This window comes from Pseudomonas maumuensis, from assembly GCF_019139675.1.
Taxonomy (GTDB): Bacteria; Pseudomonadota; Gammaproteobacteria; order Pseudomonadales; family Pseudomonadaceae; genus Aquipseudomonas; species Aquipseudomonas maumuensis.
Genome location: NZ_CP077077.1, coordinates 2,728,353 through 2,750,470 on the forward strand (window position 1 = coordinate 2,728,353; position 22,118 = coordinate 2,750,470).

Genomic DNA, 22,118 nt, shown 5'->3' on the forward strand with positions numbered 1-22,118 from the left:
TAGGCGCAGCCAAAAGTGAACAGCTTTTTTCCGAGGGAGGGCATCAGACTGCGCTGGAGCGGGCTATTTCCTCTCAACCCGGTTGCCCGGCACATGCAGATATGACATGACGCTCTCCGTCAGCTCGGTCGCCAGCCGTACCGCCTCCTTGTTGCGTGCCATGACCGCGGCCACCAGGCCTTCGATCAATGCCAACACGGCGATGTTGGAGCTGGTCAGCACCGGATGATCGGCGGGGGCATACAGCACGTGGCGGGCCAGCGGCGCCAGGGGTGAGGCCGGAGAGTCGGTGATGGCCAGCACGGTGGCCTTGCGTTCATGGGCGAAACGCGACAGCTGCAGGGTGTCTTGCGAGTAACGTGGCAGGGCGATGGCCAGTAGCACGTCCTGCTCGGTGATCGCAGCCAGGCGGTAGGCGGCATTCTCGTTGCCGCCCTCCATGCTGATGGCACAGGTGTCCTTGCAGAACGGGATCAGGGTCGAGGCGGCCAGCCCGGCCAGGTACACGCTGTTGCCGAAGCCCAGCACATAGACCTTGCGTGCCTCGAGCAGACAGCCGACGAACGCCTCGAAGGTTTCGGCCTGGTTGTTGCTGGCGGTGGTCGCCAGGTTGCTGCTGGCGCTCTGGATCTGTTCGTGCAGGCCAAAGTCGCCGGCCGGGCGCAAGGCGAGTTCGTTGCGCAGCTTGTCCACTGGCGAGACCATCTGCTGCAGGGTGGCCACCAACTCGGCTTTCATGCCGCTGTAGCCGCCCAGGTCCAGGGCCTTGGCCAGGCGATTGACCGCCGCCGGCGAGGTCTCGGTCGCCTGGGCCATGTCCTCGATGGTCAAGGTCGCCGCCTTCAGCGGGTGGCGCAGGATGTACTCGGCGACCTTGCGCAACGAGGGTGGTAGTTCTGCCAGGCTCTCCGACAGCTTGCGCATGACCGGCGCGGCGTAGACGGTGGTGTTCTTGGTATGGCTCGACATCCGGCGCGAGGCTCCCTGTGAATTGCCGGTAGTGTATCCCAAGGCGCTCTGCGGCGGGCTGGCGCAGAGCGCCTCGGGGTTACTTCAGGCTGCCGGCGAGGAACTGGCGCAGCCGTTCGGACTGCGGCCGCGCCAGCACCTCGCGCGGCTCGCCGCGTTCTTCGGCCAGGCCCTGGTGGAGGAACAGCACCTGGTTGGACACCTCGCGGGCAAAGCCCATCTCGTGGGTGACCACGACCATGGTCCGGCCCTCCTGGGCCAGGTCCCGCATGACCTTGAGCACATCGCCGACCAGTTCCGGGTCGAGGGCCGACGTCGGCTCGTCGAACAGCATTACCTCGGGCTCCATGGCCAGGGCACGGGCGATGGCCACGCGCTGCTGCTCGCCACCAGACATGTGCGCCGGGTAGGCGTCGCGGCGGTGGCTGACGCCGACCTTGGCCAGGTAGTGCTCGGCTTTGTCGCGGGCCTCCTTGCGGTTCATGCCGAGCACCTGTACCGGGGCTTCCATCACGTTGTCCAGGGCACTCATGTGTGCCCACAGGTTGAAGTGCTGGAAGACCATGCTCAGCCGCGCGCGCAGGCGCTGCAACTGACGCGGGTCAGCCGCCCGCAGCCCGCCTCGGGGGCACTCGCGCAGCTTGAGCTGTTCGCCGTTGACCAGGATCTGCCCGGCGTTGGGCTGTTCGAGCAGGTTGATGCAGCGCAGGAAGGTGCTCTTGCCCGAGCCGCTGGAGCCGATGATGCTGATCACGTCGCCGGCATCGGCCTGCAACGAAACACCCTTGAGCACTTGGTGGTTGCCGTAGCTTTTGTGCAGGTCGTGGATATGCAATTTGTTCATCAGACGGTACTCGCAGGGTTCAGTCGCTGAGCAGGCGACCTTGGCGGATGGCGGTATTGCCGGCGACCTTGGCCAGCCACAGGCCGGGCTGGGCGAAGCGCAGGCGTTCACGGGCGTAGAGGATGCCGTCGGTGGTGGCCCTGACCACACTGTGGCGGTCGCTGAGTGGGTCGAGCACTTCGAACAGCGGATCACCCACGCGCACCTGCGCGCCCAGCGGCTGCAGGTAGCTGACCACCCCCGGGTGCTCGGCGTAGGCGTATTGCGCGCCGGCGAAGGGCGTGGGTTGGCAGCAGTGTTGCGGGGCGGCTTGCCATGGGCCGTCGACCATGCCCTGGTCGGCGAGGTAGCCGAGGATCTGCTCGGCGCTGGCCTGGCATTGCTCGCGCTCGGTGTCGGCCATGCCGCGCAACTCGATGGTGGTCGCCACGCAGGCCAGGGGAATTTCCGCTTCGGGGAAGTACTCGCGCAGGTGCAGCCAGGGCGCGGCGCAGGCTTCGTCGAAGGCATCGCCACCGGCGCCTTCGGCCAGCAGCGCCGCTTGCGCACCGAGGCGAGCCGCCAGCGGACGCAACTGCGCCCAGTGCTGCGGCATGGCATACAGCAGCATCACCGATTCGAAATCGCAGTGCAGGTCCAGTACCAGGTCAGCATCGCAGGCGTGGCGCAGCAGCAGGCGGCGCAGGCCGTCGAGTTCCGAGTGAGGCGCGGGCAGTTCGTCGAGTAGCTCGAGCATGGCCTGGCGGATGGTTGCCACGTTGGCCTGGCCATCGCTGCCCAGCCGGCCTTCCAGGTGTACGGCCAGCGCTTCGGTCAGCGCCGGGAAATCACGATTGAAGTTGTTGCCGCTGTTGAACTCGAAACGCCCCTGGTGGGTGGCCTGGAACATCTGGCCGATGCCGATCGGATTGGCCAGCGGCACCAGTTCGATCACCGCAGTCAGCCGGCCTTGTGCCTCGAGTTCCAGCAACCTGCGCTTGAGCTCGATGGCCACGCGCATCCCAGGCAGTTCGTCGGCGTGCAGCGAAGCCTGTATGTACGCCTTGCGCGGGCCGCTGCCAAAGCGCAGCACGCGCAGCGAACGCTGGGTGCCGCAGGCGCTCCAGGGCAGGGTATGGTCAATGTGCTGCATGGAAGCTCCTTAGTGCTTGCGCGGGGCCAGGTAGGCCAGCCAGTGACGCTCGGCCAGCTTGAACAGGCGCACCAGCATGAACGTCAGCGCCAGGTAGATCAGCCCAGCGGTGATGAAGGCCTCGAAAGGCAGGTAGTAGCGGGCGTTGAAGGTCTTCGCCGCGCCGGTGATGTCCACCAGGGTGACGATCGACGCCAGGCTGGTGGTCTGCAGCATCATCAGCACCTCGTTGCTGTACTGCGGCAGGGCGCGGCGCAAGGCCGAAGGCAGCAGGATGCGCCGGTACAGCGTCAGGCGTGACATGCCCATGGCACGGGCGGCCTCGACCTCGCCCCGGGGTGTCGCGCGCAGGCTCCCGGCGAGCAGCTCGGCGCTGTAGGCGCTGGTGTTGAGGGCGAAGGCCAGGCAGGTGCAGAACGTCGCGCTGGACAGGTACGGCCACAGCGAGCTCTGGCGCACGGTTTCGAACTGGGCCAGGCCGTAGTACACCAAGAACAGCTGCACCAGCATCGGCGTACCGCGGATCACGTAGGTGTAGAGCCAGGCGGGGTAACGCAGCAGGCACGTGCGCGAGACACGCATCAGCGCCAGGGGGATCGCCAGAGCCAGGCCGCAGGCCAGCGAAATCAGCAGCACCTTGAGGGCCAGGGCAATGCCGTTCAGGTACAGCGGCAGGTTCTGCCAGATCAGCTGATAGTCGAGTGTCATCGGGCAGCTCCCCTAGAGTTCGGCGGCTTTGCAGCCGAGCGAGTAACGTTGTTCCACGCCGCGCAACAGCAGCAGCGACACGCTGGTCAACAGTAGGTACAGCGCGGCCACGGCGAGGAAGAAGGTGAACGGCTGGTGGGTGGCGTCGGCGGCGTTCTTGGCCTTGAACATCATGTCCTGCAGGCCGATCACCGAGATCAGCGCGGTGGACTTGGTCAGCACCAGCCAGTTGTTGGTGAAGCCCGGCAACGCCAGGCGCACCATCTGCGGCAGGCTGATTCGCCGGAACACCTGCGCGGCGCTCATGCCGTAGGCCGCACCGGCTTCGGCCTGGCCCTTGGGGATGGCGAGGAAGGCGCCGCGGAAGGTTTCCGAGAGGTAGGCGCCGAAAATGAAGCCCAGGGTGCAAACTCCGGCAATGAACGGGTTGATGTCGATGTACTGTTCGTAGCCCAGTGCCAGCGCCAGGCGGTTGACCAGGTCCTGGCCGCCGTAGAACACCAGCAGAATCAGCACCAGGTCGGGAATGCCGCGTACCACCGTGGTGTACACCTCGCCCGGTGCCGCCAGCCATTTCAGCGGTGACAAGCGGCAGGCCGCACCGACCAGGCCCAGGCCGATGGCCAGTGCCATCGCCAGCAGGGCCAGGCCGATGCTCAGCCACGCGCCATCGAGAATGCTCGATCCATAGCCATGAAGCATGATGAAAACCCTCGTCAGCCAGTGCTATTGGCCGTAGATGTCGAACGGGAAGTACTTGCGCTGCACCTGTTGATAGGTACCGTTGGCGCGGATCGCGGCGATGGCGGCGTTGAGCCGCGCGAGGTTGGCGGCGTCGCCCTTGCGCACGGCGATCCCGGCGCCGCGGCCAAAATAGTGAGGGTCGCCGATGTCCGGGCCGACCAGGGCGAAGCCTTGGCCCGCCGGGGTCTTGATGAAGCTCTCCTCGGTGTTGACGATATCGGCGAGGGTGGCGTCCAGGCGCCCGGACACCAGGTCGAGGAAGGCTTCGTTCTGCGAGGCGTAGCGCACGATCTCGACACCCGCCGGTTCCAGTTGCTCGGTAGCGAAGCGGTCATAGGTAGACGACCGCTGAACGCCGACCTTGCGACCCTTGAGGTCCACCACCGGGGTGTCGAGCCGGCTGCCGGCCTTCATCGCGAACTTGCCGGGTGTCTGGTAGTACTTGTCGGTGAAATCGACCGACTTCAAGCGATCCTCGGTGATCGACATCGACGACAGCACCGCGTCTATCTTGCGCACCTTCAACGACGGGATCATGCCGTCGAACTCCTGGATCACCCACTGGCACCTGACCTGCATCTGCGCGCACAGGGCATTGCCGATGTCGTAGTCGAAGCCGGCGAGTTCACCTTCGGGGGTGCGGTAAGAGAAGGGCGGATAGGCAGCCTCGATGCCGATGCGCAGGCTGGCGTCGTCGGCCTGGGCGAAGGCACTGCAGGCATAGAGTGCCAGCGCGCCGAGAAGTCCGGTTTTATTCATGTTGTTGGCTCCGGTGGATGGGGCGTTACCGGCCATGGCTCGACAGGCTCAGGGCTTGGGTATGGCCTGAAAATGACATGAATAATTTCATAAATCAATACAGTGAAAATAAACGTATCACTGCGTGGCTTGGTATTGCCCTGCCCAATGGCGCACCCGAGTGCGCTGAGTTCAAGCGCCACGCTTATGGCACGGCATTTCCACGATCACATTCGTTGCGCGCGGCGAATGCTGACAATTAACATAACGTTAGTTTTTATTTTGCCGGCACGGCTGCCAATGCTCTTTGGCGGTCAGCGGGCGCTTTCGTCGCCATGGGAGGATGATCAATGCACACCAGAATCACCGAGTTGCTAGGCACGCGTTACCCGATCGTCCAAGGGGGTATGCAGTGGGTTGGCCGCGCCGAACTGGCGAGCGCGGTCTCCAATGCCGGAGGTCTGGGCATCCTGACCGCGCTGACCCAGCCAACAGCCGACGCATTGGCGACGGAGATCGCGCGGTGTAAGGCCATGACCGCGCTGCCGTTCGGTGTGAACCTGACCATCTTGCCGACGACCACGCCGCCACCCTATGCGGACTATGCGACGGCGATCATCGAAAGCGGTGTCAAGATCGTGGAGACTGCGGGCCGCAGTCCGGCCGACCTGGTAGAGCGTTTCAAATCCGCTGGCATCAAGATCATCCACAAATGCACCTCGGTGCGTCATGCGCAGTCGGCGCAGCGGGCGGGTGTCGACGCAGTCAGCATCGACGGGTTCGAGGCCGCTGGGCACCCGGGCGAGGACGACATCCCGGGGTTGGTGCTGATTCCTGCCGCCGCCGCCGCGTTGCGCATTCCCATTCTCGCCTCCGGTGGCATCGCCAACGGCGCCGGCATGGCCGCCGCGCTGATGCTCGGCGCCGAGGGCATCAACATGGGCACGCGCTTCATGCTGACGCGGGAGGCGCCGATCCACGAGGCCATCAAGTCGGCGATCGCGGCGGGAACCGAGTTGGACACCCAGCTCATCTTCCGGCGCTTGCGCAATACCGGGCGGGTGTTCCGCAATGCGATTTCCCAGCAGGTGGTAGAGATCGAGCGCGATCCTGCCGTGCAATTCGAGGACATCAGGCCTTTGGTGGCCGGAGCGCGGGGCAGGGCGGCCCTGGAGAGCGGCGAGGTCGATGGCGGTATTCTCTGGGCCGGCCTGTCCATCGGACTGGTGGACGATATCCCGAGCTGCGCCGAACTGATCGACAGGGTCGTCGCTGAGTGCCGCCAGGCCATACGTCGCGGTGCGGGCCTGGTAGAGGAGCTGCCATGAATTACCAGACCATTCGCTACGAGCCGGGAGACGACGGCATCCTGCTGCTGACCCTCGCACGCCCCGCCAAGCTCAATGCCTTCACCGTCGAAATGTGCGATGAGCTGGTTGACGCCTACGCACGTGCCAGCCAGGACGATACGGTCAAGGCCATCGTGGTGACGGGGGAAGGGCGCGCATTTTGCGCAGGCATGGACCTGTCGGTGGAGGGCAATGTGTTCGGTCTCGACGAGCGCCTCACGCCGACCCTCGAAGACATGCGCCGGTGCGACGACCGGCCGGAGATCGAACGAGGCGTCAGAGATACGGGTGGGCGGGTGGTGATGGCGATGCTCGAATGCCTCAAGCCGATCGTCGGGGCGATCAACGGCCCGGCAATCGGGGTCGGCTCGACCATGCTGCTGCCCATGGACTTTCGCCTGGCGTCCCCGCTGGCACGCTTCGGTTTCGTCTTCGGCAAGCTGGGTGTCACGCCGGAAGGTTGTTCGACCTGGTTGCTGCCGCGCATCGTCGGGCTCGAGCATGCCTTGGAATGGATGTACCGGGCGCAGATCTTCGATGCCGACGAGGCGCTCGCCAAGGGCTTGGTGCGCGCGTTGCTGCCGGCCCAGACGCTGGTGACTGGCGCGCGCAACTTCGCGCTGTCGCTGGTACGCGAGCGCTCACCGGTATCCACTGCGCTGATTCGCCAGATGCTGTTCAGGAATAGTGCCCAGGCGCATCCACTCGCGGCCCATGAGATCGAGTCGCTGGCGATGTTCTACACCAGCCAGGCAGATGGCAAGGAAGGGGTGCGCGCCTTCCTTGAAAAACGTGCTCCACGGTTTGCAGGCCGCGCCTCCCATCTGCCGCCGTTTTACCCTTGGTAGGCGAACGGTACGCATGCCATGTGGTATGTACCGAATGATACGCTGATGGATTCAGCTTTATTTCAAGGGCGTTTGATCGATCAGCTCGGTACGATTGCTGTGTTGAGGTGGCCTCGGCGCCTATCGCGATCCCTGGGAAATCCATGGCCGGGCGATGGCGCAGATGGTGCCATTTCTGCGTCAGCAACTTTGGTAACGCGCAGGCCTGGCTTGGCAGCCCCCCGGTATTGGGTGTACCTCCCCAATGTTCTCGGGTTGCTTGGCTAACGCGTTGATTTAAAGCTGTTTATTTGATGGCATAGCGCTTGCTTGCACCCTCCACAGAACCCGTGAGTCCTGTGGAGGTGCAGCATGATCATCCCCCTCGAAGGCGCCACTCCGTGCGTGCCGGCATGAACCGCAAGCTACGCCCTGCCTACCTGGGGCTGCTGCTGGGCACCGCGCTGATCGGCCTCGGCGTGGCCTACGAAAAACTCTGGTGCGACCCCCGCGAACTGCTGCAGGAAAGCGCCGATGCACGAGCGCTGCACACACTCAGCCGCGAAGGCGTGACCGTGGAGTTCGAGGCTCGCCCCCTGGGTAGTGGCGAGCTGCGCGAAGGCGACTTCGCCAATATCCGTTTCAAGGTCAGCGACCAGGCCAGCGGTCAGCCCTTGTCGGGCATGGCCCCCGGTGCCTGGCTCGATCCCGCGCAGTCAGCCCCGGTCGGCGACCGCGACAGCAGCTGCAAGGCGCGCGTGGCGCTGTTTCTCAAGAGCAGCATCGGCGCTCGCCCTTTGCTCGACCTGAACAGCTACTTCCTGCTGGTGCTGAACAAGGATGCCAGCCTGACGGTGATCGACCCGACCGTGTCGGTGGGCGGAGTTACCAGTACCCTGGCGCGTATCGACCTTCCGGGGCGGCCCATGGACTGGGTGGCCACCGGCGATGACAAGCAGGTGTTCGTGTCCATGCCCGAGCGCAACCAGGTGGCCTTGATCGACACCGAGACGTTTACCCGAGTGGCCACCCTCGACGCCGGCGAGCAGCCGCTGCGCGTGGCGCTGCAACCGGACCAGCGCCTGCTGTGGGTGGGCAACAACAGCCATGACCCCGCCAAGGGCGGGGTGACGGTGATCGATGTGCCCAGCCGCACCCCGCTCAAGTCGTTCGCCACCGGCTCCGGCCACCACGAGATCGCCTTCAGCGCCGACTCGCGCTTCGCCTTCGTCAGCAACCGCGACGGCGGCACCCTGAGCGTCATCGACACCGCGCAGATGCGCCTGGTGAAGACCCTCGAGGTCGGCCCGCACCCGTTGTCGGTGGCCTATTCGCCGCTATCGCAGGCGGTCTACGTGGTCGATGGCCAGGAGGGCACGGTGCGGGTGATCGACGCCCGCAACCACACCTTGCGCCACACGGTCCAGGCCGAGCAGGGCCTGGGGCCGATGCGCTTCAGCCAAGATGGCCGCTATGGCGTGGTGCTCAACACCCTGGAGAACCAGGCGCTGGTGATCGATGCCAGCACCGACCAGCTGATCCACCGCATCCCGGTGGCCGCCGAGCCCTACCAGTTGACCTTCACCAAGGCCTACGCCTACGTGCGGGGTTTGGCCTCGCCGAAGGTGAGCATGATCAACCTGGCGAGCCTGGGGCAGGGGCGCACGCCGATCGTCCAGGGCTTCGAGGCCGGCCCGGCGGCACCGCGCCAGGCCGGCGACCTGCCGTTGGCCCAAGGGGTGAGCATCTCCCGCGACGACAATTCGGTTTTCGTGGTCAACCCGGTGGACAACACCACCTACTTCTACGCCGAGGGCATGAACGCGCCGATGTCCGGCTACAACAACCGCGGCCATCAGGCCCGCGCCGCGCTGGTCATCGACCGCAGCCTGCGCGAGCTGGCGCCCGGCGTGTACGGTTCGACGGTGAAGCTGCCGGCCGCCGGCACCTTCGATGTGGCGTTCCTGCTCAACCAGCCGCAGATCATCCACTGCTTCAGCACCGAGGTCGCGGCGTTGCCGCAGTCCGGCGTGCCCAAGCGTGCCCATGCCGAGTTCATCGGCACCGACCAGCCGCTGTTGCAGCACGCCCCTTACCTGGCCCAGGTGCGCATCCTCGGCGAGGACGGCAAGCCGCGCCTGGGGCTTGGCGACCTGAGCCTGCGCTACTTCCTGGCGCCTTCGTCGCTGCCACGCAACGTGGCGCTGGCCGAGGTGGGCGACGGGCTGTACCAGGCGCCGCTGGAACTGGCCGAAGCGGGCGCCTGGTACCTGCATGTGCAGTCGCCGAGCCTCGGGCGTGCCTTCACTGAAGAAAACTACACCAGCCTGCGCGTCCTGCCGGCCGCCGAGGCGCCCACCGCTTCCCAAGGGGAACCCAGGAGTGTGCGATGAACCGTCTGCATGGTGGAAAATTGCTGGGCCTGAGCCTGCTGCTGGCCAGCAACCTGGCGCTGGCCCATGCCGGCCACGACCACGGCGGCGCTGCCGAGCAACCGCCGGCCGCTCACCAGGAAAAAGCCAGCGTGCGCTTCGCCGATGTGGCGCTGCTCGACCAGGACGGCATGCCGGTGCGCCTGGAAAAGGACCTGGTGGGCGATCACCTGGTGGTCATGGGGTTCATCTACACCAGCTGCACCACGGTATGCCCGGTGGTGTCCTCGATCATGAGCAAGGTCCAGCAGCAGCTGGGCGGGCGGGTGGGCGAGGAAATCCGCCTGGTGTCGATCAGCGTCGATCCACAGCGCGACGATTCCAAGCGTCTGGCCGGGTACGCTCGGGCGTTCCAGCACGGGCCGGGGTGGAGCTGGCTGACCGGTTCGCCCTATGCCATCAGCGAAACGCTCAAGGGGCTCGGCAGCTTCAGCGCCAATCTCAGTGAGCACCCGCCCTTGATCCTGGTCGGTGACGGTCGTAGCGGGCACTGGACGCGCTACTACGGCTTCACCGACCCGAACGTGCTGATCGGCGAGATCAACCGCCTGAGCGCGCGCCGGGTGCATGCCAAGAGCACGGCCATCGCCGGCCAGGAGGTGCGGCCATGAGTGCCCATGCCTCCCGCAATGCCAGCATGCGCAGCCTCGACTGGCTGGTACTCGGCGCTTGCCTGTGGATCCTCGCCTCGGTGGCCTTTGCCCATGAGGGCCACGCCCCGGCGCCGCAACCTGCGCCACAGACGATGGTCAGCGGTGGCGGTACCCGCGATGCGCAGACCTGGTTCACCGACACCGTGCTCAAGGACCAGGATGGCCGCGAGCTGCGCTTCTACAGCGACGTGCTCAAGGACAAGGTGGTGATGCTCAACGTGATCTTCACCCACTGCAACGACGCCTGCCCGCTGATCACCCGCAAGCTGCGCGAGGTGCGCGAGGCCATGGGTGCCGAGCTTGCGGCGCAGGTGACCTTCGTTTCGGTGAGCAGCGATCCGTTGAACGATACGCCCGAGGTGCTCAAGGCGTTCGCGCAGAAGCAGGGGGTGGATGGGCCGAACTGGCTGTTTCTGACCGGTGACAAGGCCAGTGTCGACCTGGTGCTGGGGCGATTGGGCCAGTTCCTGCCCAGCCCCGAGCAGCACTCGACGCAGTTGATTGCCGGTGACGTGGCGGGCAAGCGCTGGAGCAAGATCCGCCCCGACGCGCCGCCCGCGGCGATCGCCCAGCGCATGCAACTGCTGGCACAGCCGTTGGCGGGGCGCTGACATCATGAGCGCCGCAGCCAAGTGGGGCCTGCTCATATTGTGGTGGTGCCTGTGCGGGGCGGTGCAACTGAGCGAACAGGAACTCGCTGGCAAACGCCTCTACCGCGAAGGCCTCTCCAGCAGCGACGCCCAGTTACTGGCCCGGGTCGGGCCCGGCGACATGAGTGTGCCGGCCAGCGTGTTGCCCTGCGCCGGTTGCCACGGCAACGACGGGCGCGGCCGCAGCGAAGGCGGAGTGCGTCCGCCGAGCCTGGACTGGCAGCGCCTGGCACTTGGCCCTGGCGACCGCGAGGCCAACAACCGGCGCTACCCGGCCTATACCGATGCCAGTCTGGCGCGGGTCATCCGCAGCGGCACCGACCCCGCCGGCAATCGCCTCGACCCGGCGATGCCACGCTTCGACCTGAGCCTGGCCGACCAACGCAATCTCACCGCCTACCTCAAGCGCCTGGGCGAGGACCGTGACCCCGGCGTGGAAGAGAGCACCTTGCGCCTGGGCACCTTGCTGCCCGAGGACGGCCCGCTGGCCGAGGCCGGGCGCACGGTGCGGGCAGTGCTGGAGGATGGCGTCGCGCAGTTGAACCAGCAGGGCGGCATACATGGGCGACGGCTGCAACTGGTCGCGCTGGACCCAGGGCAGGACCCGGCCAGCACCGCACAGGCATTGGACACGCTGATGCAACGAGAACGGGTGTTCGCCCTGGTCGCGCCCCTGGCGCCACTGCTCGACAGCCGCCAGCTGGAGCAGGCCGGCCTGCCGCTGATCGGTGCCACGCCACGCAGCGGTGGCAACACGCAGGTGTTCGATCCCTTGCCGGGCGTGCCCGGGCAATTGCTCAGCGTGGCGCTGCATGCCCGTGATGCCCTTGGCCTGGCGCCCGCTACCTTGCGGGTGGTGTATGCCGGCGCAGAGCAGGCCGATGCGGCGCAGGTGCTGCAGCAGCGTTTGCGTCAACTGGGGTTCGCTACCGCGCCGCCCCTGGCGTTCATGGGCCAGGCCCCGGACGGCGAGGGTATCCTTTTCCTCGGCCACGCCCAGGCATTCACCGCGCTGGCGTCGAGCCTGCAGGCGAGCGGGCGCAACCCCTACCTGTTCGCCGTGTCGGGCCAGGTGGCCGGCGCCGTGCCGGGATTGGCACCATCATGGTCGCGGCGGGTGCTGCTGGCCTATCCCTTCGTACCCGGCGACTGGACCGCGCAAGGCCGGGCGACCCTGGCCGGGGTGCAGCTGCGCCAGGGCCTGGAGCCGCGCCAGGCGTCGTTGCAGGTCAGTACCCTGTGCGCCTGGCAATTGTTGGTCGAGGCCTTGAAGCAGATCGGGCGCGACGCCAGCCGTGAACAGCTGTTGGTCGCCCTGGAGCAGTTGCATGACATCGATACCGGCCTCACGCCGTTGCTCGGTTTCGGCCCCGGACGCCGCCAGGGCATGACAGGTGCCCATGTGGTGGAGGTAAGCCTGCCGGGGCCTGGTTTCATTGAAGTGGCACCGTACCGAGCGGTGCCGGATAGCCCTTGAGATTCAGGAGAAGATCACCATGCGCACCCTGATTGCCTGCCTGTTGTCGCTGCTCGCCCTGGCCAGCCACGCCGACACCCCGGCGGCGCGGGTCAATGGCGTGGAGATCGGGGTGCTGCGCCTGGAGCGCTACTTCAGCGAATACCTCCAGGCCCAGGGGCGGGCGGTGGCGAGCATCCGCAACCCCAACCTGTACCAGCGCCTGCGCGCGCAGGCCCTGGATGAACTGATCGACAAGGAACTGCTCTGGCAGGAGGCCCAGCGCCAGGGTATCGATATCAGCGATGCGCAGGTGACGGCGCGGGTCGGCGAGGTCGAGGCGGCCTTCGGCAGCCCTGCGGTGTTCGAGCAGCGCCTGGCGCAAGCCGGCTTCGATCGGGCAGGCTTCGCTGACTACACTCGACATGAGATGGCCGCCCAGCAGGTTTTCGCCCGGCTGAGCGCGGTCGAAGAGCCCAGCAGCGCCGAAGTTGCAGCTTTCCATCAGGCCAACTGGCAAAGACTGCAAGGAATGCAGAACCAAAGTGATAATACTTCTGTCCTACCAGAACACGGCCTGCGCCTGGCCAGGGATGCGCTCGTCGCGCAACTCCAGGCCCAGGCGCGGCAGGCCGTACGCCAACGTTTGCGGGATTCCGCTACAGTGGAGCGCGCCGACTGAGGGGCGGGCAGGGCATTCCCCATTGTTGGGGGAAACGCCTCCGGGCAATGTGCCATCATCTTCCCCGGATATGGGGAACGGCCAGTCTGCGAGGTCTGAGGTAACAGACAAGCTGCAACGATATCAACGACTTGAAAGCGGTAAGCACTGATTTTTCATGCCTGGCACGAAGCCTGCTCAAGCCTCTACAAGGCCGCACTTCGCAGACCGGGAAACCGGGCAGTTCATGGGAGTGGACCTTGGTGAACAGAGTATTGGTAGTCGATGACGAACAGACCCTTGCGCAGAACCTGCAAGCTTATCTGCAGGCGCAAGGCCTGGAGGTCCATCTCGCCCACGACGGTGCCACGGGTATCGAAGAGGCCGAGAGACAGGCACCGGACGTGATCGTGCTGGATTACCGCTTGCCCGACATGGAGGGGTTTCAGGTCCTGGAGACCGTGCGCAGGAACAGGCAATGCCATTTCGTGCTGATCACCGCCCACCCGACCGCCGAGGTCCGTGAGCGGGCCGCCGAACTGGGCGTGACCCATGTCCTGTTCAAGCCGTTCCCGCTGATGGAACTGGCCCGCGCCGTCTTCGACCTGATGGGCATCGAGCGCCAGCGCAGGAGCACCGACCAGCCGGCCGCAGGGTACGTCGAACGACGCCAGAACAGGAACGAGTCGTTCCCCTTGCAGTTGTACGATGGCAGCTGGGTCCTGGCCGACCGCCGACGCAATGGCGGCAAGCCCACCGAACCTGACGACGAACAACTGCTCACCGGGGAATAGCGGCGCCCAAGGCCTCCAAGCCCGCGGCGCCGCCCCTGAGCGGAGTCGCAGGCCATGTCCCAGGCAATCGATGCAAGCAGTAACGGCCTCATCGCCGGTAAGCCGGAGCAGGCGCCCCTTTATCTTCCATACCCCCGCGACCTCCTGGCCCAGGCCCGCCAGCATGCCGGCGAAGAACGCCTGCTGGTCTGCCTGGAGCGCCTCTGCAGCGACACCCCAGCCACTTTCACCCAGCGCCTGGCCACCACCCTGCATTACCCGGTGCTTGCCACCCAGGCCCTGTTCGCCTGCGCCCCGGCCTTCGACCGGGTCAGCCTGGCGCAGTGCCTGAAACACGAATTCGCCCTGGTCGAGCACGACGGCGAGCGGGTCGGCGTGTTCGCCGACCCCTTCGACAGCGCCCGCCTGGCCTGGATCGACGACTGCCTGCAGGGCGCGCCGCTGTACCTGGCCCACGCCGCCGACCTGGCCGCGTTCCTGGCCCGCCACGAGGAAAGCTTCCATGCCGTCGATGCCCTCGGCCACGAGGCTGAACCCGGCAACGAGGCCGACCCGCTGCAGCGCCTGTCGCTGACCAGCATCAGCGAGGACCAGAGCCGGGTGGTCAAGCTGGTCAACTCCACCCTGTACGACGCCCTCAAGCTGCACGCCAGCGACATCCACTTAGGCATGACCGGCCAGGGCCTGACCATCAAGTACCGCATCGACGGCGTGCTCAACGGTGCCGGCAAGGCCAGCGGCAGCGCCTTCGCCGAACAGGTGATCTCGCGGATCAAGGTGATGGCCGAACTGGACATCGGCGAGAAACGCGTGCCCCAGGACGGTCGCTTCAAGGTGGCCATCGGCGAGCGGCAGATCGATTTCCGCGTCTCGATCATGCCGAGCATCTTCGGCGAGGACGCGGTGCTGCGGGTCCTGGACAAGCAGGACCTGTCCGACCAGGTCAGCGGCGTGCAACTGCAGGCCCTGGGCTTCGAGGCCCATACCTTGCAGGCCCTGCGCCGCCTGGCCGCCGAGCCCTACGGCATGATCCTGGTCACCGGCCCCACCGGCAGCGGCAAGACCACCACCCTCTACGCCATGCTCAGCGAGATCAACCACGGCATGGACAAGATCATCACCATCGAAGACCCGGTCGAGTACCAGCTGCCCGGCGTGCTGCAGATCCCGGTCAATGAGAAGAAGGGCCTGACCTTCGCCCGTGGCCTGCGCTCGATCCTGCGCCACGACCCGGACAAGATCCTCGTCGGCGAGATCCGCGACCCGGACACCGCGCAGATCGCCGTGCAGTCGGCGCTCACCGGGCACCTGGTGTTCACCACCATCCACGCCAACAACGTGTTCGACGTGATCGGCCGCTTCAACCAGATGCAGGTCGACCCCTACAGCTTCGTCTCGGCGCTCAATGCCGTGCTGGCCCAGCGCCTGGTGCGCCTGGCCTGCCCGCACTGCGCGCAGGCCTGCGAGCCGGATGACGACTTGCTGGCCGCCTCGGGCCTGGCCCGTGACGCGGTGGCCGGCTGGCGCTTCGTGCGCGCCCAGGGCTGCGGCCAGTGCCGTGGCAGCGGCTACCGCGGGCGCAGCGCGATTGCCGAACTGCTGCATCTGGACGACGACCTGCGGCAGATGATCGTCGAACGTCGCCCGCTCTCGCAGATCAAGCAGCTGGCCTGCCAACGCGGCCTGCGCCTGCTGCGCGCCTCGGCCGTGGACCTGGTCCGCGATGGCCGTACCACACTCGAGGAGATCAACCGTGTCACATTTATCGCCTGATCGGTATTGCGCGGTGCTGGGCGCCGAGGGTGTCGGCCTGGGCCATTGGCACGGCCGGCAGCATCAATGGCTGGGCAGTCGCGCGTTTGCCTGCGACGCCGCCCAGCCGGCCTGGGCCCCGGCACTGCAGGCCCTGGCCGGGCTGCTGGGTGAGCATCCGGCACGCGGCGCGCAGTTGCGCGTGCTGCTCTCGGCCCGCTACAGCCGCTTCTGCCTGGTGCCCTGGAGCGATGCCATCGGTACTCCGCGCGAACTGGATGCCTACGCCCGGGCCTGCTTCGAGAACCTTTACGGGCAGCCTCTGGACGACTGGCGCATCGTTCTTTCGCCGGAGCCGGCCGGCGCTGCGCGCATCGCCACGGCGCTGCCCGAGGCACTGCTCCAGGGCCTGCAGGCACTGGGACGGGAAAGCCGCCTGAGCCTGCGCTCGGTGCAGCCCTACCTGATGGCCGCCTACAACCGCTGCTCGGCGCAGCTGACCCAAGGTGATTTCCTCTTCGTACTGGCCGAGCCGCGCCGCAGCGTGCTGCTGCTGGCTTCAGGCGGCGCCTGGCAGCAGGTGCTGGCCCAGGGCTGCGCCGATAACGACCAGGCGCTGCAGGCGCTGATCGAGCGTACCTGTGAACTGTATGGCGAGCAGCTGCCTCGGGTATACCTGCACGCCCCAGGGCGCACGGCGGCCTCGCAACTGACCGCGGTGCAGCTGTGCGAAGCCAGCACCGAATCCGATCCGTTGTGCGCCATGTGGCGGGCGGTGGCCTGACATGCGCCGCCTCGACCTGGAATTCCAACCCCGCCACAGCAGCCCCCTGGCCTGGTCATTGCTCGCCCTCGGCGGCGCCGTGCTGGCCGTGCTGGTGCTGGCCCAGCAGCAACTGGTGAGCGAGCAGGTACAGCTGGAAGGCCGCGTACACCAGCTCGAACTCAAACTAGGCCGGCGCCCGGCCACCGCCGCGGTGCAGAGCAGCGCAGTGATCCGCGAGCAGGCCGAGCGCCTGGCCCAGATGCGCAGCGTTTCGCAGCAGTTGCAGCGGCCATGGCAGCAGCTGTTCGCCATGCTTGAAGCGATGCCGCAGGAAGATGTGGCGCTGCTCAGTCTGACCCCTGATGCCCGCAAGGGCCAGGTCCGTATCAGTGCCGAGGCGCGCAACCTCGAGGCCATGCTGCAGTACCACCAGCGCCTGGAGCGCAGCGCCGAGCTGTCGGACGTGTCGCTGCTCAACCACGAGGTGGTGGCCGGGCAGGTCGAGCATCCGGTGCGCTTCAACCTCACCGCCACCTGGGAGACCGGCCATGCGCGTCCGTAGCCTGATCGTCCATGAAGCGCTACGGCGCCTGGGCCGGGCCGGGCTGGCCGCGGTGCTGATCGGCGGCCTGGCCCTGGCGGTCGCCCTGGCCGGGGTGCTGCCCCAGTGGCAGGCGGTGCGCGAACTGCGTGCCAGCGAGGCCGATGCCAGTGCCCAAGTGCAGCGCCTGGCGCGTGGCGAGCTCAAGGTGCAGGCCAAGCCCGAGCAACAGGCGCTGGACGACCTGCGTCAGCAACTGCCCGATCAGCCCCAGGCCAGCGAGTTGATCGAGCGTCTGTACCACCTGGCCAGTGCCGAACGCATCAGCCTGGCCCGTGGCGAGTACGCCCTGGGCGTGGACCCGAAGACCCAGCTGGCGCGCTACCAGATCGTCCTGCCGGTGCGCGGCAGCTACCCGCAGATCCGTGGCTTCCTCAAGGCGCTGCTCGGCCAGTTGCCGACGCTGGTGCTGGAAGACCTGGAACTGCAACGCAAGCGGATCGGTGACCGGGAACTGACCGGTCGGGTGCGCATGACCCTTTACCTGTCGAGGTCGTGATGAACACTCAGCGTGCGGTGATTTGGGCCGGGTTCCTGGGGTTGAGCGCGGCGCTGGCGTGGGCGCCGGGGCACTGGTTTGGTGTTGAGGACGAGGCGGCCCCGATCGCCGGCAAGCCGGCTCCCACAGCGCCGGAAGCGTCCAGCAACCCAATGGCAGCCGACTCACCGGCGATCGGGGCGGCGCCGCCCTCGAGAGACCTGTTCCCGGTCCAGCAATGGACCCCACCCCAGGCCCTGGCCACCGTCACCGAACAACACGTGGTCACCGCCCCGGAGCCCGCCGCACCTACCGCCCCGACGCTGCCGTTTCGTTTCATCGGTCGCATGGGTGAGCGCGACGACCTGCAGATCTTCCTGCAGAGCGGCGAGAAGCTCTACGTCGTGCGCCAGGGCGATGTGATCGACGACACCTACCGTCTGGACCGCGTCTCGGCCACCGAGCTGAGCCTGGTCTACCTGCCACTGCATCAGCCACAGACCCTGTCTGTCGGGAGCGCACCATGAAACCGTCGAAGTTGTGCAAGCCTGCGCCGTTCGTGCTCCTGGCCCTGTGCGTGGCCATTGCCGGATGCGGTTCGAGCGCCGCGCGCAAGGACAGCCAGGAACTGATCAAGGAAGGCCAGTACGAGGCCGGCATCGCTCGCCTGGAAGAAGCCCTGCGCGAAGATCCGCGCGACACCGAGTTGAACATCGCCCTGGCCCATGGCCGCCAGGCCGCGGTCGAGGCGCTGCTGACCCAGGCCGACAGCGACCGCGTGCGCCATGACTTCGCCGGCGCCCGCATGGGCTATGGCCGGGTACTGACCATCGAGGCCAACAACCGCCGCGCCCAGGAAGGCATCCGCCAGCTGGAGCTGATCCGCACCCTCGACGACCGTGTCGCCCTTGGCCAGGCGGCGCTGCGCCAGGGCGACCTGTTCGGCGCCGAGCGCTACATGCGCGAGGTGCTGCGCCTCGACCCGCAGAACCAGAAGGGCCAGATGCTGCGCAGCGACATCGAGAACGTCCAGGCCCGTACCGCCACGCCGTACCCGCAACTGCGCAGCAAGCTGGAGCGCCCGGTCACCCTGGAGTTTCGCGATGCCGACCTGAAGACCATCTTCGAGGTGCTGGCCCAGGTCGCCGGGATCAACTTCATCTTCGACAAGGACCTGCGCCCGGACATGAAGGCCACCATCTTCGTGCGCGAGGTGCGCATCGAGGACGCGGTGGCCCTGCTGCTGGAGCAGAACCAACTGCGCCAGAAGATCGTCAACGACAACACCTTGCTGCTCTACCCGGACTCGCCGCAGAAGACCAAGGACTACCAGGAACTGGTCATGCGCACCTTCTACCTGACCAGCATCGATGCCAACACCGCGTTGAACATGGTCAAGACCATGCTCAAGACCCGCGACGTGTTCGTCGACGAGCGCCTCAACACCCTGACCATGCGCGACACCCCCGACGCCGTGCGCATGGCCGAGAAGCTGCTGCAGTCCCAGGACCAGTCCAACCCCGAGGTGGTGCTGGAAGTGGAAGTGATGGAAGTGGCCACCTCGCGCATCCTCGACCTCGGCCTGCAATGGCCCAACACCTTCGGCGTGCTGACCAGCGACGGCAAGTCGGTCAGCGTGCTCGACCAGTTGCGCGGCATCGACTCCAGCCGCATCAGCATCTCGCCGGCGCCGCAGGCCAAGATCAATGCCCAGGACAAGGACATCAACACCCTGGCAAGCCCGGTGATCCGGGTCAGCAACCGCGAGCAGGCGCGCATCCACATCGGCCAGCGGGTGCCGATCATCAGCGCCACCTCGGTGCCCTCGACCCAAGGCCCGGTCATCACCGAAAGCGTCACCTACCTGGATGTCGGCCTCAAGCTCGAAGTACAGCCCACCGTACATCTGAACAATGAAGTGGCGATCAAGGTGGCCCTGGAAGTGAGCAACGCCACGCCCCTGGAGGCCACCCGCCAGGGCACCATCCCGGTCCAGGTCGATACCCGCAACGCCCAGACCAGCCTGCGCCTGCACGATGGCGAGACCCAGGTGCTGGCCGGCCTGGTGCGCAACGATCACAACGCCAGCGGCAACAAGATCCCCGGGCTGGGCGACATTCCCGGCCTGGGCCGGCTGTTCGGCAGCAACAAGGACGACATGAGCAAGTCCGAACTGGTGCTGGCGATCACCCCGCGCATCGTGCGCAACCTGCCGTACCAGAGCCCGTCGGACATGGAGTTCGCCACCGGCACCGAATCGGCCCTGCAGGTGCGCCAGCTGGCGCAACCGGCGCCGGCCAGCGCACTGCCGGCCGATGCTCCGGTTGACGAGCCGGCTGCGGCGCCGCTGGTCGAGGGGCAGATGGCCGTGGTACCTGCCGCCGCGAGGCCACGGCCATGAAACGCCGCCAGCAGGGTTTCAGCCTGATCGAAGTGGTGCTGACCCTGGCACTGCTCGGCTTGCTCGCCAGCATGGCCGCGCCCCTGACCGAGACCGTGGTGCGCCGGGGCAAGGAGCAGCAGTTGCGCGAGGCCCTGTACCAGATCCGCGACGCCATCGACGCCTACAAGCGCGCCTTCGACGCCGGCTATATCGAGAAGCGCCTGAACGCCAGCGGTTATCCACCGAGCCTGCAGGTGCTGGTGGACGGCGTGCGCGATGTGCGCAGCGCCAAGGGCGCGAAGTTCTACTTCCTGCGCCGCATCCCCCACGACCCGCTGCGCGCCGCCAAGGACGACGACCAGGGTGGCTGGGGCCTGCGCGCCTACGACAGCGCGGCCGACAGCCCACGCGAAGGCGAGGATGTGTTCGACGTGTATTCCAAGGCCAGCGGCAAGGGCCTGAACAACGTGCCCTACGGGCAATGGTGAAGGCGATGAAAGCGAGCCGAGGCTTCACCCTCATCGAACTGCTGGTGGTGATGGCGATCATCGCCACCCTGATGACCATCGCCATGCCGCGCTACTTCAACAGCCTGGAGGCCTCCCGCGAGGCCACCTTGCGCCAGAGCCTGGCGGTGCTGCGCGAGGCGCTGGATCACTACTACGGCGATACCGGGCACTACCCCGATTCGATCGACCAACTGGTGGAGCAGCGCTACCTGCGCAACACCCCGGTCGATCCGATCACCGAGCGGCGCGATGCCTGGCAGCTGGTGCCGCCGCCCGAGGGCGTGGCCGGCGCGGTGGCCGACATCAAGAGCGGAGCAACCGGGAGGGCGCGCGATGGCAGCCTCTATGCCGAATGGTGAAGCCGGCTTCACCTACCTGGGCGTGCTGCTGCTGATCGCCGTCAGCAGCGTGGCCCTGGCGGCCACCGGCACCCTGTGGGCCACCAGCGTGCAGCGCGAGCACGAGCGCCAACTGCTGTGGGTGGGCGGCCAGTACGCCCAGGCCCTGCGCAGCTACTACCGCGCATCACCGGGCCTGGCCCAGTACCCACAGGAGCTTGGGGAGCTGGTGGAAGACAACCGTTTCCCGTCGCCGCAGCGCCACCTGCGCCGGCTCTACCCGGACCCTGTCGGCGGCGGCGAGGCATGGGGCCTGCTGCGCGCGGTCGATGGCCGCATCACCGGGGTATATAGCCGCTCCGACGCCGCGCCGCTCAAGCGCAGCGGCTTCGACGCCCAGTGGAGCGCCTTCGAGGGGCTGGAGCACTACAGCGACTGGCAGTTCGTCGCCGAGCAGGCCTTCGCCGAAAGCGCCGCTGGCGCCCGTCCACACGCCGGCCTGGGAGAGGCGCCATGAAACGCCTGGCCGCGTGGGTGTGCCTGTGCCTGGCCCTGTTGCATGGCCAGGCGCAGGCAGGGGCCGAGGACGAGATGATGGGCTTCATCGTCGACAACACCATCTCGCACATCGGCCACGACTTCTATCACGCCTTCAGCGACCGGCTGCGCGCCACCAGCCGGCTGGATTTCAACCTGGTGGTGCGCGAACGCCCGGATGCCCGCTGGGGCAGCCTGGTGACGGTGGAGTACGAACGCGACGTGCTGTACCGGCGCTTCCTGCCGCCCAACACCACGCAACTCAACGACGAGGCCATCGCGGCCGCCGACCTGGTCCGCCAGCAGATCATCCAGCGCAAATTGCAACGGCTGCTGCAGGACACAACCGATCTGGAGAGGGACGAGCTATGAGCAACCACCTTGCACGACGCATCGCCGCCTGCCTGCTGGCCGCCGGCCTCGGTGGCCAGGCCCTGGCCACGGAGCTGGTGTACACCCCGGTCAACCCGTCCTTCGGCGGCAACCCGATCAATGGCGCCTGGCTGTTGAACAACGCCCAGGCGCAGAACGACTACGACGATCCCGACCTCAAGGACCGCAGTTCGGCATTCGCCGGTACCTCGGCCCTGGAGCGCTTCAGCAACCAGCTCGAGTCGCGCCTGCTCGGGCAGTTGCTGGACAACATCAGCAACGGCAACACCGGCAGCATGTCCACCGACGCCTTCCTGATCGATGTGATCGACGATTCCGGGGCGCTGAGCATCAAGGTCACCGACCGGGCCACCGGGGAAGTCTCGATCATCGAGGTCAGCGGCCTGAACCCCTGAGAGGGACGG

Annotated in this window: 25 protein-coding genes; 19 read left to right on the top strand and 6 right to left on the bottom strand. The window is 66.7% G+C overall.

The features are described from left to right. Nucleotides 1-63: 63 nt before the first annotated feature. The 6 genes from KSS90_RS12225 to KSS90_RS12250 form a co-directional block, all read right to left on the bottom strand. On the bottom strand, nucleotides 64-969 hold the full coding sequence (locus KSS90_RS12225) for a MurR/RpiR family transcriptional regulator (RefSeq protein ID WP_217869603.1): 906 nt from the start codon (nucleotides 967-969) through the stop codon (nucleotides 64-66). A gap of 79 nt (nucleotides 970-1,048) precedes the next feature. Then, a complete protein-coding gene (locus KSS90_RS12230) occupies nucleotides 1,049-1,813 on the bottom strand; it encodes an ABC transporter ATP-binding protein (RefSeq protein WP_217869604.1) in 765 nt (254 codons plus the stop codon). Nucleotides 1,814-1,832: 19 nt separating this feature from the next. Beyond that, nucleotides 1,833-2,945, bottom strand: a complete 1,113-nt coding sequence (locus KSS90_RS12235; protein WP_217869605.1) for a succinylglutamate desuccinylase/aspartoacylase family protein — start codon at nucleotides 2,943-2,945, stop codon at nucleotides 1,833-1,835. A gap of 9 nt (nucleotides 2,946-2,954) precedes the next feature. Continuing rightward, the gene (locus tag KSS90_RS12240) at nucleotides 2,955-3,653 is read right to left on the bottom strand and encodes an ABC transporter permease (RefSeq protein ID WP_217869606.1); all 699 of its coding nucleotides are present in this window, start codon (nucleotides 3,651-3,653) and stop codon (nucleotides 2,955-2,957) included. Between the two features lie 12 nt (nucleotides 3,654-3,665). Beyond that, nucleotides 3,666-4,355, bottom strand: a complete 690-nt coding sequence (locus tag KSS90_RS12245) for an ABC transporter permease (protein WP_217869607.1) — start codon at nucleotides 4,353-4,355, stop codon at nucleotides 3,666-3,668. Between the two features lie 24 nt (nucleotides 4,356-4,379). Continuing rightward, on the bottom strand, nucleotides 4,380-5,156 hold the full coding sequence (locus tag KSS90_RS12250) for a lysine/arginine/ornithine ABC transporter substrate-binding protein (RefSeq protein WP_217869608.1): 777 nt from the start codon (nucleotides 5,154-5,156) through the stop codon (nucleotides 4,380-4,382). 329 nt (nucleotides 5,157-5,485) lie between these two features. Here KSS90_RS12250 and KSS90_RS12255 point away from each other — a divergent pair, with 329 nt between their 5' ends. The 19 genes from KSS90_RS12255 (at nucleotide 5,486) to KSS90_RS12345 (ending at nucleotide 22,109) form a co-directional block, all read left to right on the top strand. Then, a complete protein-coding gene (locus KSS90_RS12255) occupies nucleotides 5,486-6,463 on the top strand; it encodes an NAD(P)H-dependent flavin oxidoreductase (RefSeq protein WP_217869609.1) in 978 nt (325 codons plus the stop codon). After that, a complete protein-coding gene (locus KSS90_RS12260) occupies nucleotides 6,460-7,332 on the top strand; it encodes a crotonase/enoyl-CoA hydratase family protein (RefSeq protein ID WP_217869610.1) in 873 nt (290 codons plus the stop codon). The genes KSS90_RS12255 and KSS90_RS12260 overlap by 4 nt, the downstream gene beginning before the upstream one ends. Before the next feature lie 392 nt (nucleotides 7,333-7,724). Next, entirely contained in the window at nucleotides 7,725-9,704 is a 1,980-nt protein-coding gene (locus KSS90_RS12265; RefSeq protein ID WP_217869773.1) for a cytochrome D1 domain-containing protein, read from the top strand. Continuing rightward, nucleotides 9,701-10,354, top strand: a complete 654-nt coding sequence (locus KSS90_RS12270; RefSeq protein ID WP_217869611.1) for an SCO family protein — start codon at nucleotides 9,701-9,703, stop codon at nucleotides 10,352-10,354. The genes KSS90_RS12265 and KSS90_RS12270 overlap by 4 nt, the downstream gene beginning before the upstream one ends. Beyond that, nucleotides 10,351-11,007: an SCO family protein gene (locus KSS90_RS12275; RefSeq protein WP_217869612.1), complete on the top strand. Its 657-nt coding sequence runs from the start codon at nucleotides 10,351-10,353 to the stop codon at nucleotides 11,005-11,007. Before KSS90_RS12270 ends, KSS90_RS12275 begins: the two co-directional genes overlap by 4 nt. Before the next feature lie 4 nt (nucleotides 11,008-11,011). Further along, nucleotides 11,012-12,523 (top strand): cytochrome c/ABC transporter substrate-binding protein, encoded by a 1,512-nt coding sequence (locus tag KSS90_RS12280; RefSeq protein WP_217869613.1) that lies wholly within the window; start codon nucleotides 11,012-11,014, stop codon nucleotides 12,521-12,523. Between the two features lie 19 nt (nucleotides 12,524-12,542). Continuing rightward, nucleotides 12,543-13,184, top strand: a complete 642-nt coding sequence (locus tag KSS90_RS12285) for a SurA N-terminal domain-containing protein (protein ID WP_217869614.1) — start codon at nucleotides 12,543-12,545, stop codon at nucleotides 13,182-13,184. Nucleotides 13,185-13,423: 239 nt separating this feature from the next. Beyond that, nucleotides 13,424-13,957, top strand: coding sequence for a response regulator (locus KSS90_RS12290; RefSeq protein ID WP_217869615.1), 534 nt, complete (start codon nucleotides 13,424-13,426; stop codon nucleotides 13,955-13,957). 54 nt (nucleotides 13,958-14,011) lie between these two features. Then, on the top strand, nucleotides 14,012-15,730 hold the full coding sequence (locus KSS90_RS12295; protein WP_225933161.1) for a GspE/PulE family protein: 1,719 nt from the start codon (nucleotides 14,012-14,014) through the stop codon (nucleotides 15,728-15,730). Then, on the top strand, nucleotides 15,711-16,493 hold the full coding sequence (locus KSS90_RS12300; protein ID WP_217869616.1) for a hypothetical protein: 783 nt from the start codon (nucleotides 15,711-15,713) through the stop codon (nucleotides 16,491-16,493). The genes KSS90_RS12295 and KSS90_RS12300 overlap by 20 nt, the downstream gene beginning before the upstream one ends. Nucleotide 16,494: 1 nt before the next feature. Further along, nucleotides 16,495-17,037 carry a PilN domain-containing protein gene (locus KSS90_RS12305; RefSeq protein ID WP_217869617.1) on the top strand — a complete coding sequence of 181 codons (543 nt, stop codon included), beginning with the start codon at nucleotides 16,495-16,497 and terminating at the stop codon, nucleotides 17,035-17,037. Next, nucleotides 17,024-17,575 carry a GspMb/PilO family protein gene (locus tag KSS90_RS12310; RefSeq protein WP_217869618.1) on the top strand — a complete coding sequence of 184 codons (552 nt, stop codon included), beginning with the start codon at nucleotides 17,024-17,026 and terminating at the stop codon, nucleotides 17,573-17,575. Before KSS90_RS12305 ends, KSS90_RS12310 begins: the two co-directional genes overlap by 14 nt. Next, complete coding sequence (locus KSS90_RS12315) at nucleotides 17,575-18,081, top strand: hypothetical protein (protein WP_217869619.1); 507 nt, start codon at nucleotides 17,575-17,577, stop codon at nucleotides 18,079-18,081. Before KSS90_RS12310 ends, KSS90_RS12315 begins: the two co-directional genes overlap by 1 nt. Continuing rightward, a complete protein-coding gene (locus KSS90_RS12320; RefSeq protein WP_217869620.1) occupies nucleotides 18,078-19,955 on the top strand; it encodes a secretin GspD/PilQ domain-containing protein in 1,878 nt (625 codons plus the stop codon). Before KSS90_RS12315 ends, KSS90_RS12320 begins: the two co-directional genes overlap by 4 nt. Continuing rightward, a complete protein-coding gene (locus KSS90_RS12325; RefSeq protein WP_217869621.1) occupies nucleotides 19,952-20,425 on the top strand; it encodes a type II secretion system protein in 474 nt (157 codons plus the stop codon). Before KSS90_RS12320 ends, KSS90_RS12325 begins: the two co-directional genes overlap by 4 nt. Nucleotides 20,426-20,430: 5 nt before the next feature. Further along, nucleotides 20,431-20,805: a type II secretion system protein gene (locus tag KSS90_RS12330; RefSeq protein ID WP_038706100.1), complete on the top strand. Its 375-nt coding sequence runs from the start codon at nucleotides 20,431-20,433 to the stop codon at nucleotides 20,803-20,805. Then, the gene (locus KSS90_RS12335; RefSeq protein ID WP_217869622.1) at nucleotides 20,780-21,301 is read left to right on the top strand and encodes a type II secretion system GspH family protein; all 522 of its coding nucleotides are present in this window, start codon (nucleotides 20,780-20,782) and stop codon (nucleotides 21,299-21,301) included. Before KSS90_RS12330 ends, KSS90_RS12335 begins: the two co-directional genes overlap by 26 nt. Next, nucleotides 21,298-21,693: a curli production assembly/transport protein CsgE gene (csgE, locus tag KSS90_RS12340; RefSeq protein ID WP_217869623.1), complete on the top strand. Its 396-nt coding sequence runs from the start codon at nucleotides 21,298-21,300 to the stop codon at nucleotides 21,691-21,693. Before KSS90_RS12335 ends, csgE begins: the two co-directional genes overlap by 4 nt. Next, a complete protein-coding gene (locus tag KSS90_RS12345; protein WP_023632251.1) occupies nucleotides 21,690-22,109 on the top strand; it encodes a curli assembly protein CsgF in 420 nt (139 codons plus the stop codon). The genes csgE and KSS90_RS12345 overlap by 4 nt, the downstream gene beginning before the upstream one ends. The last annotated feature ends 9 nt before the right edge of the window (nucleotides 22,110-22,118 follow it).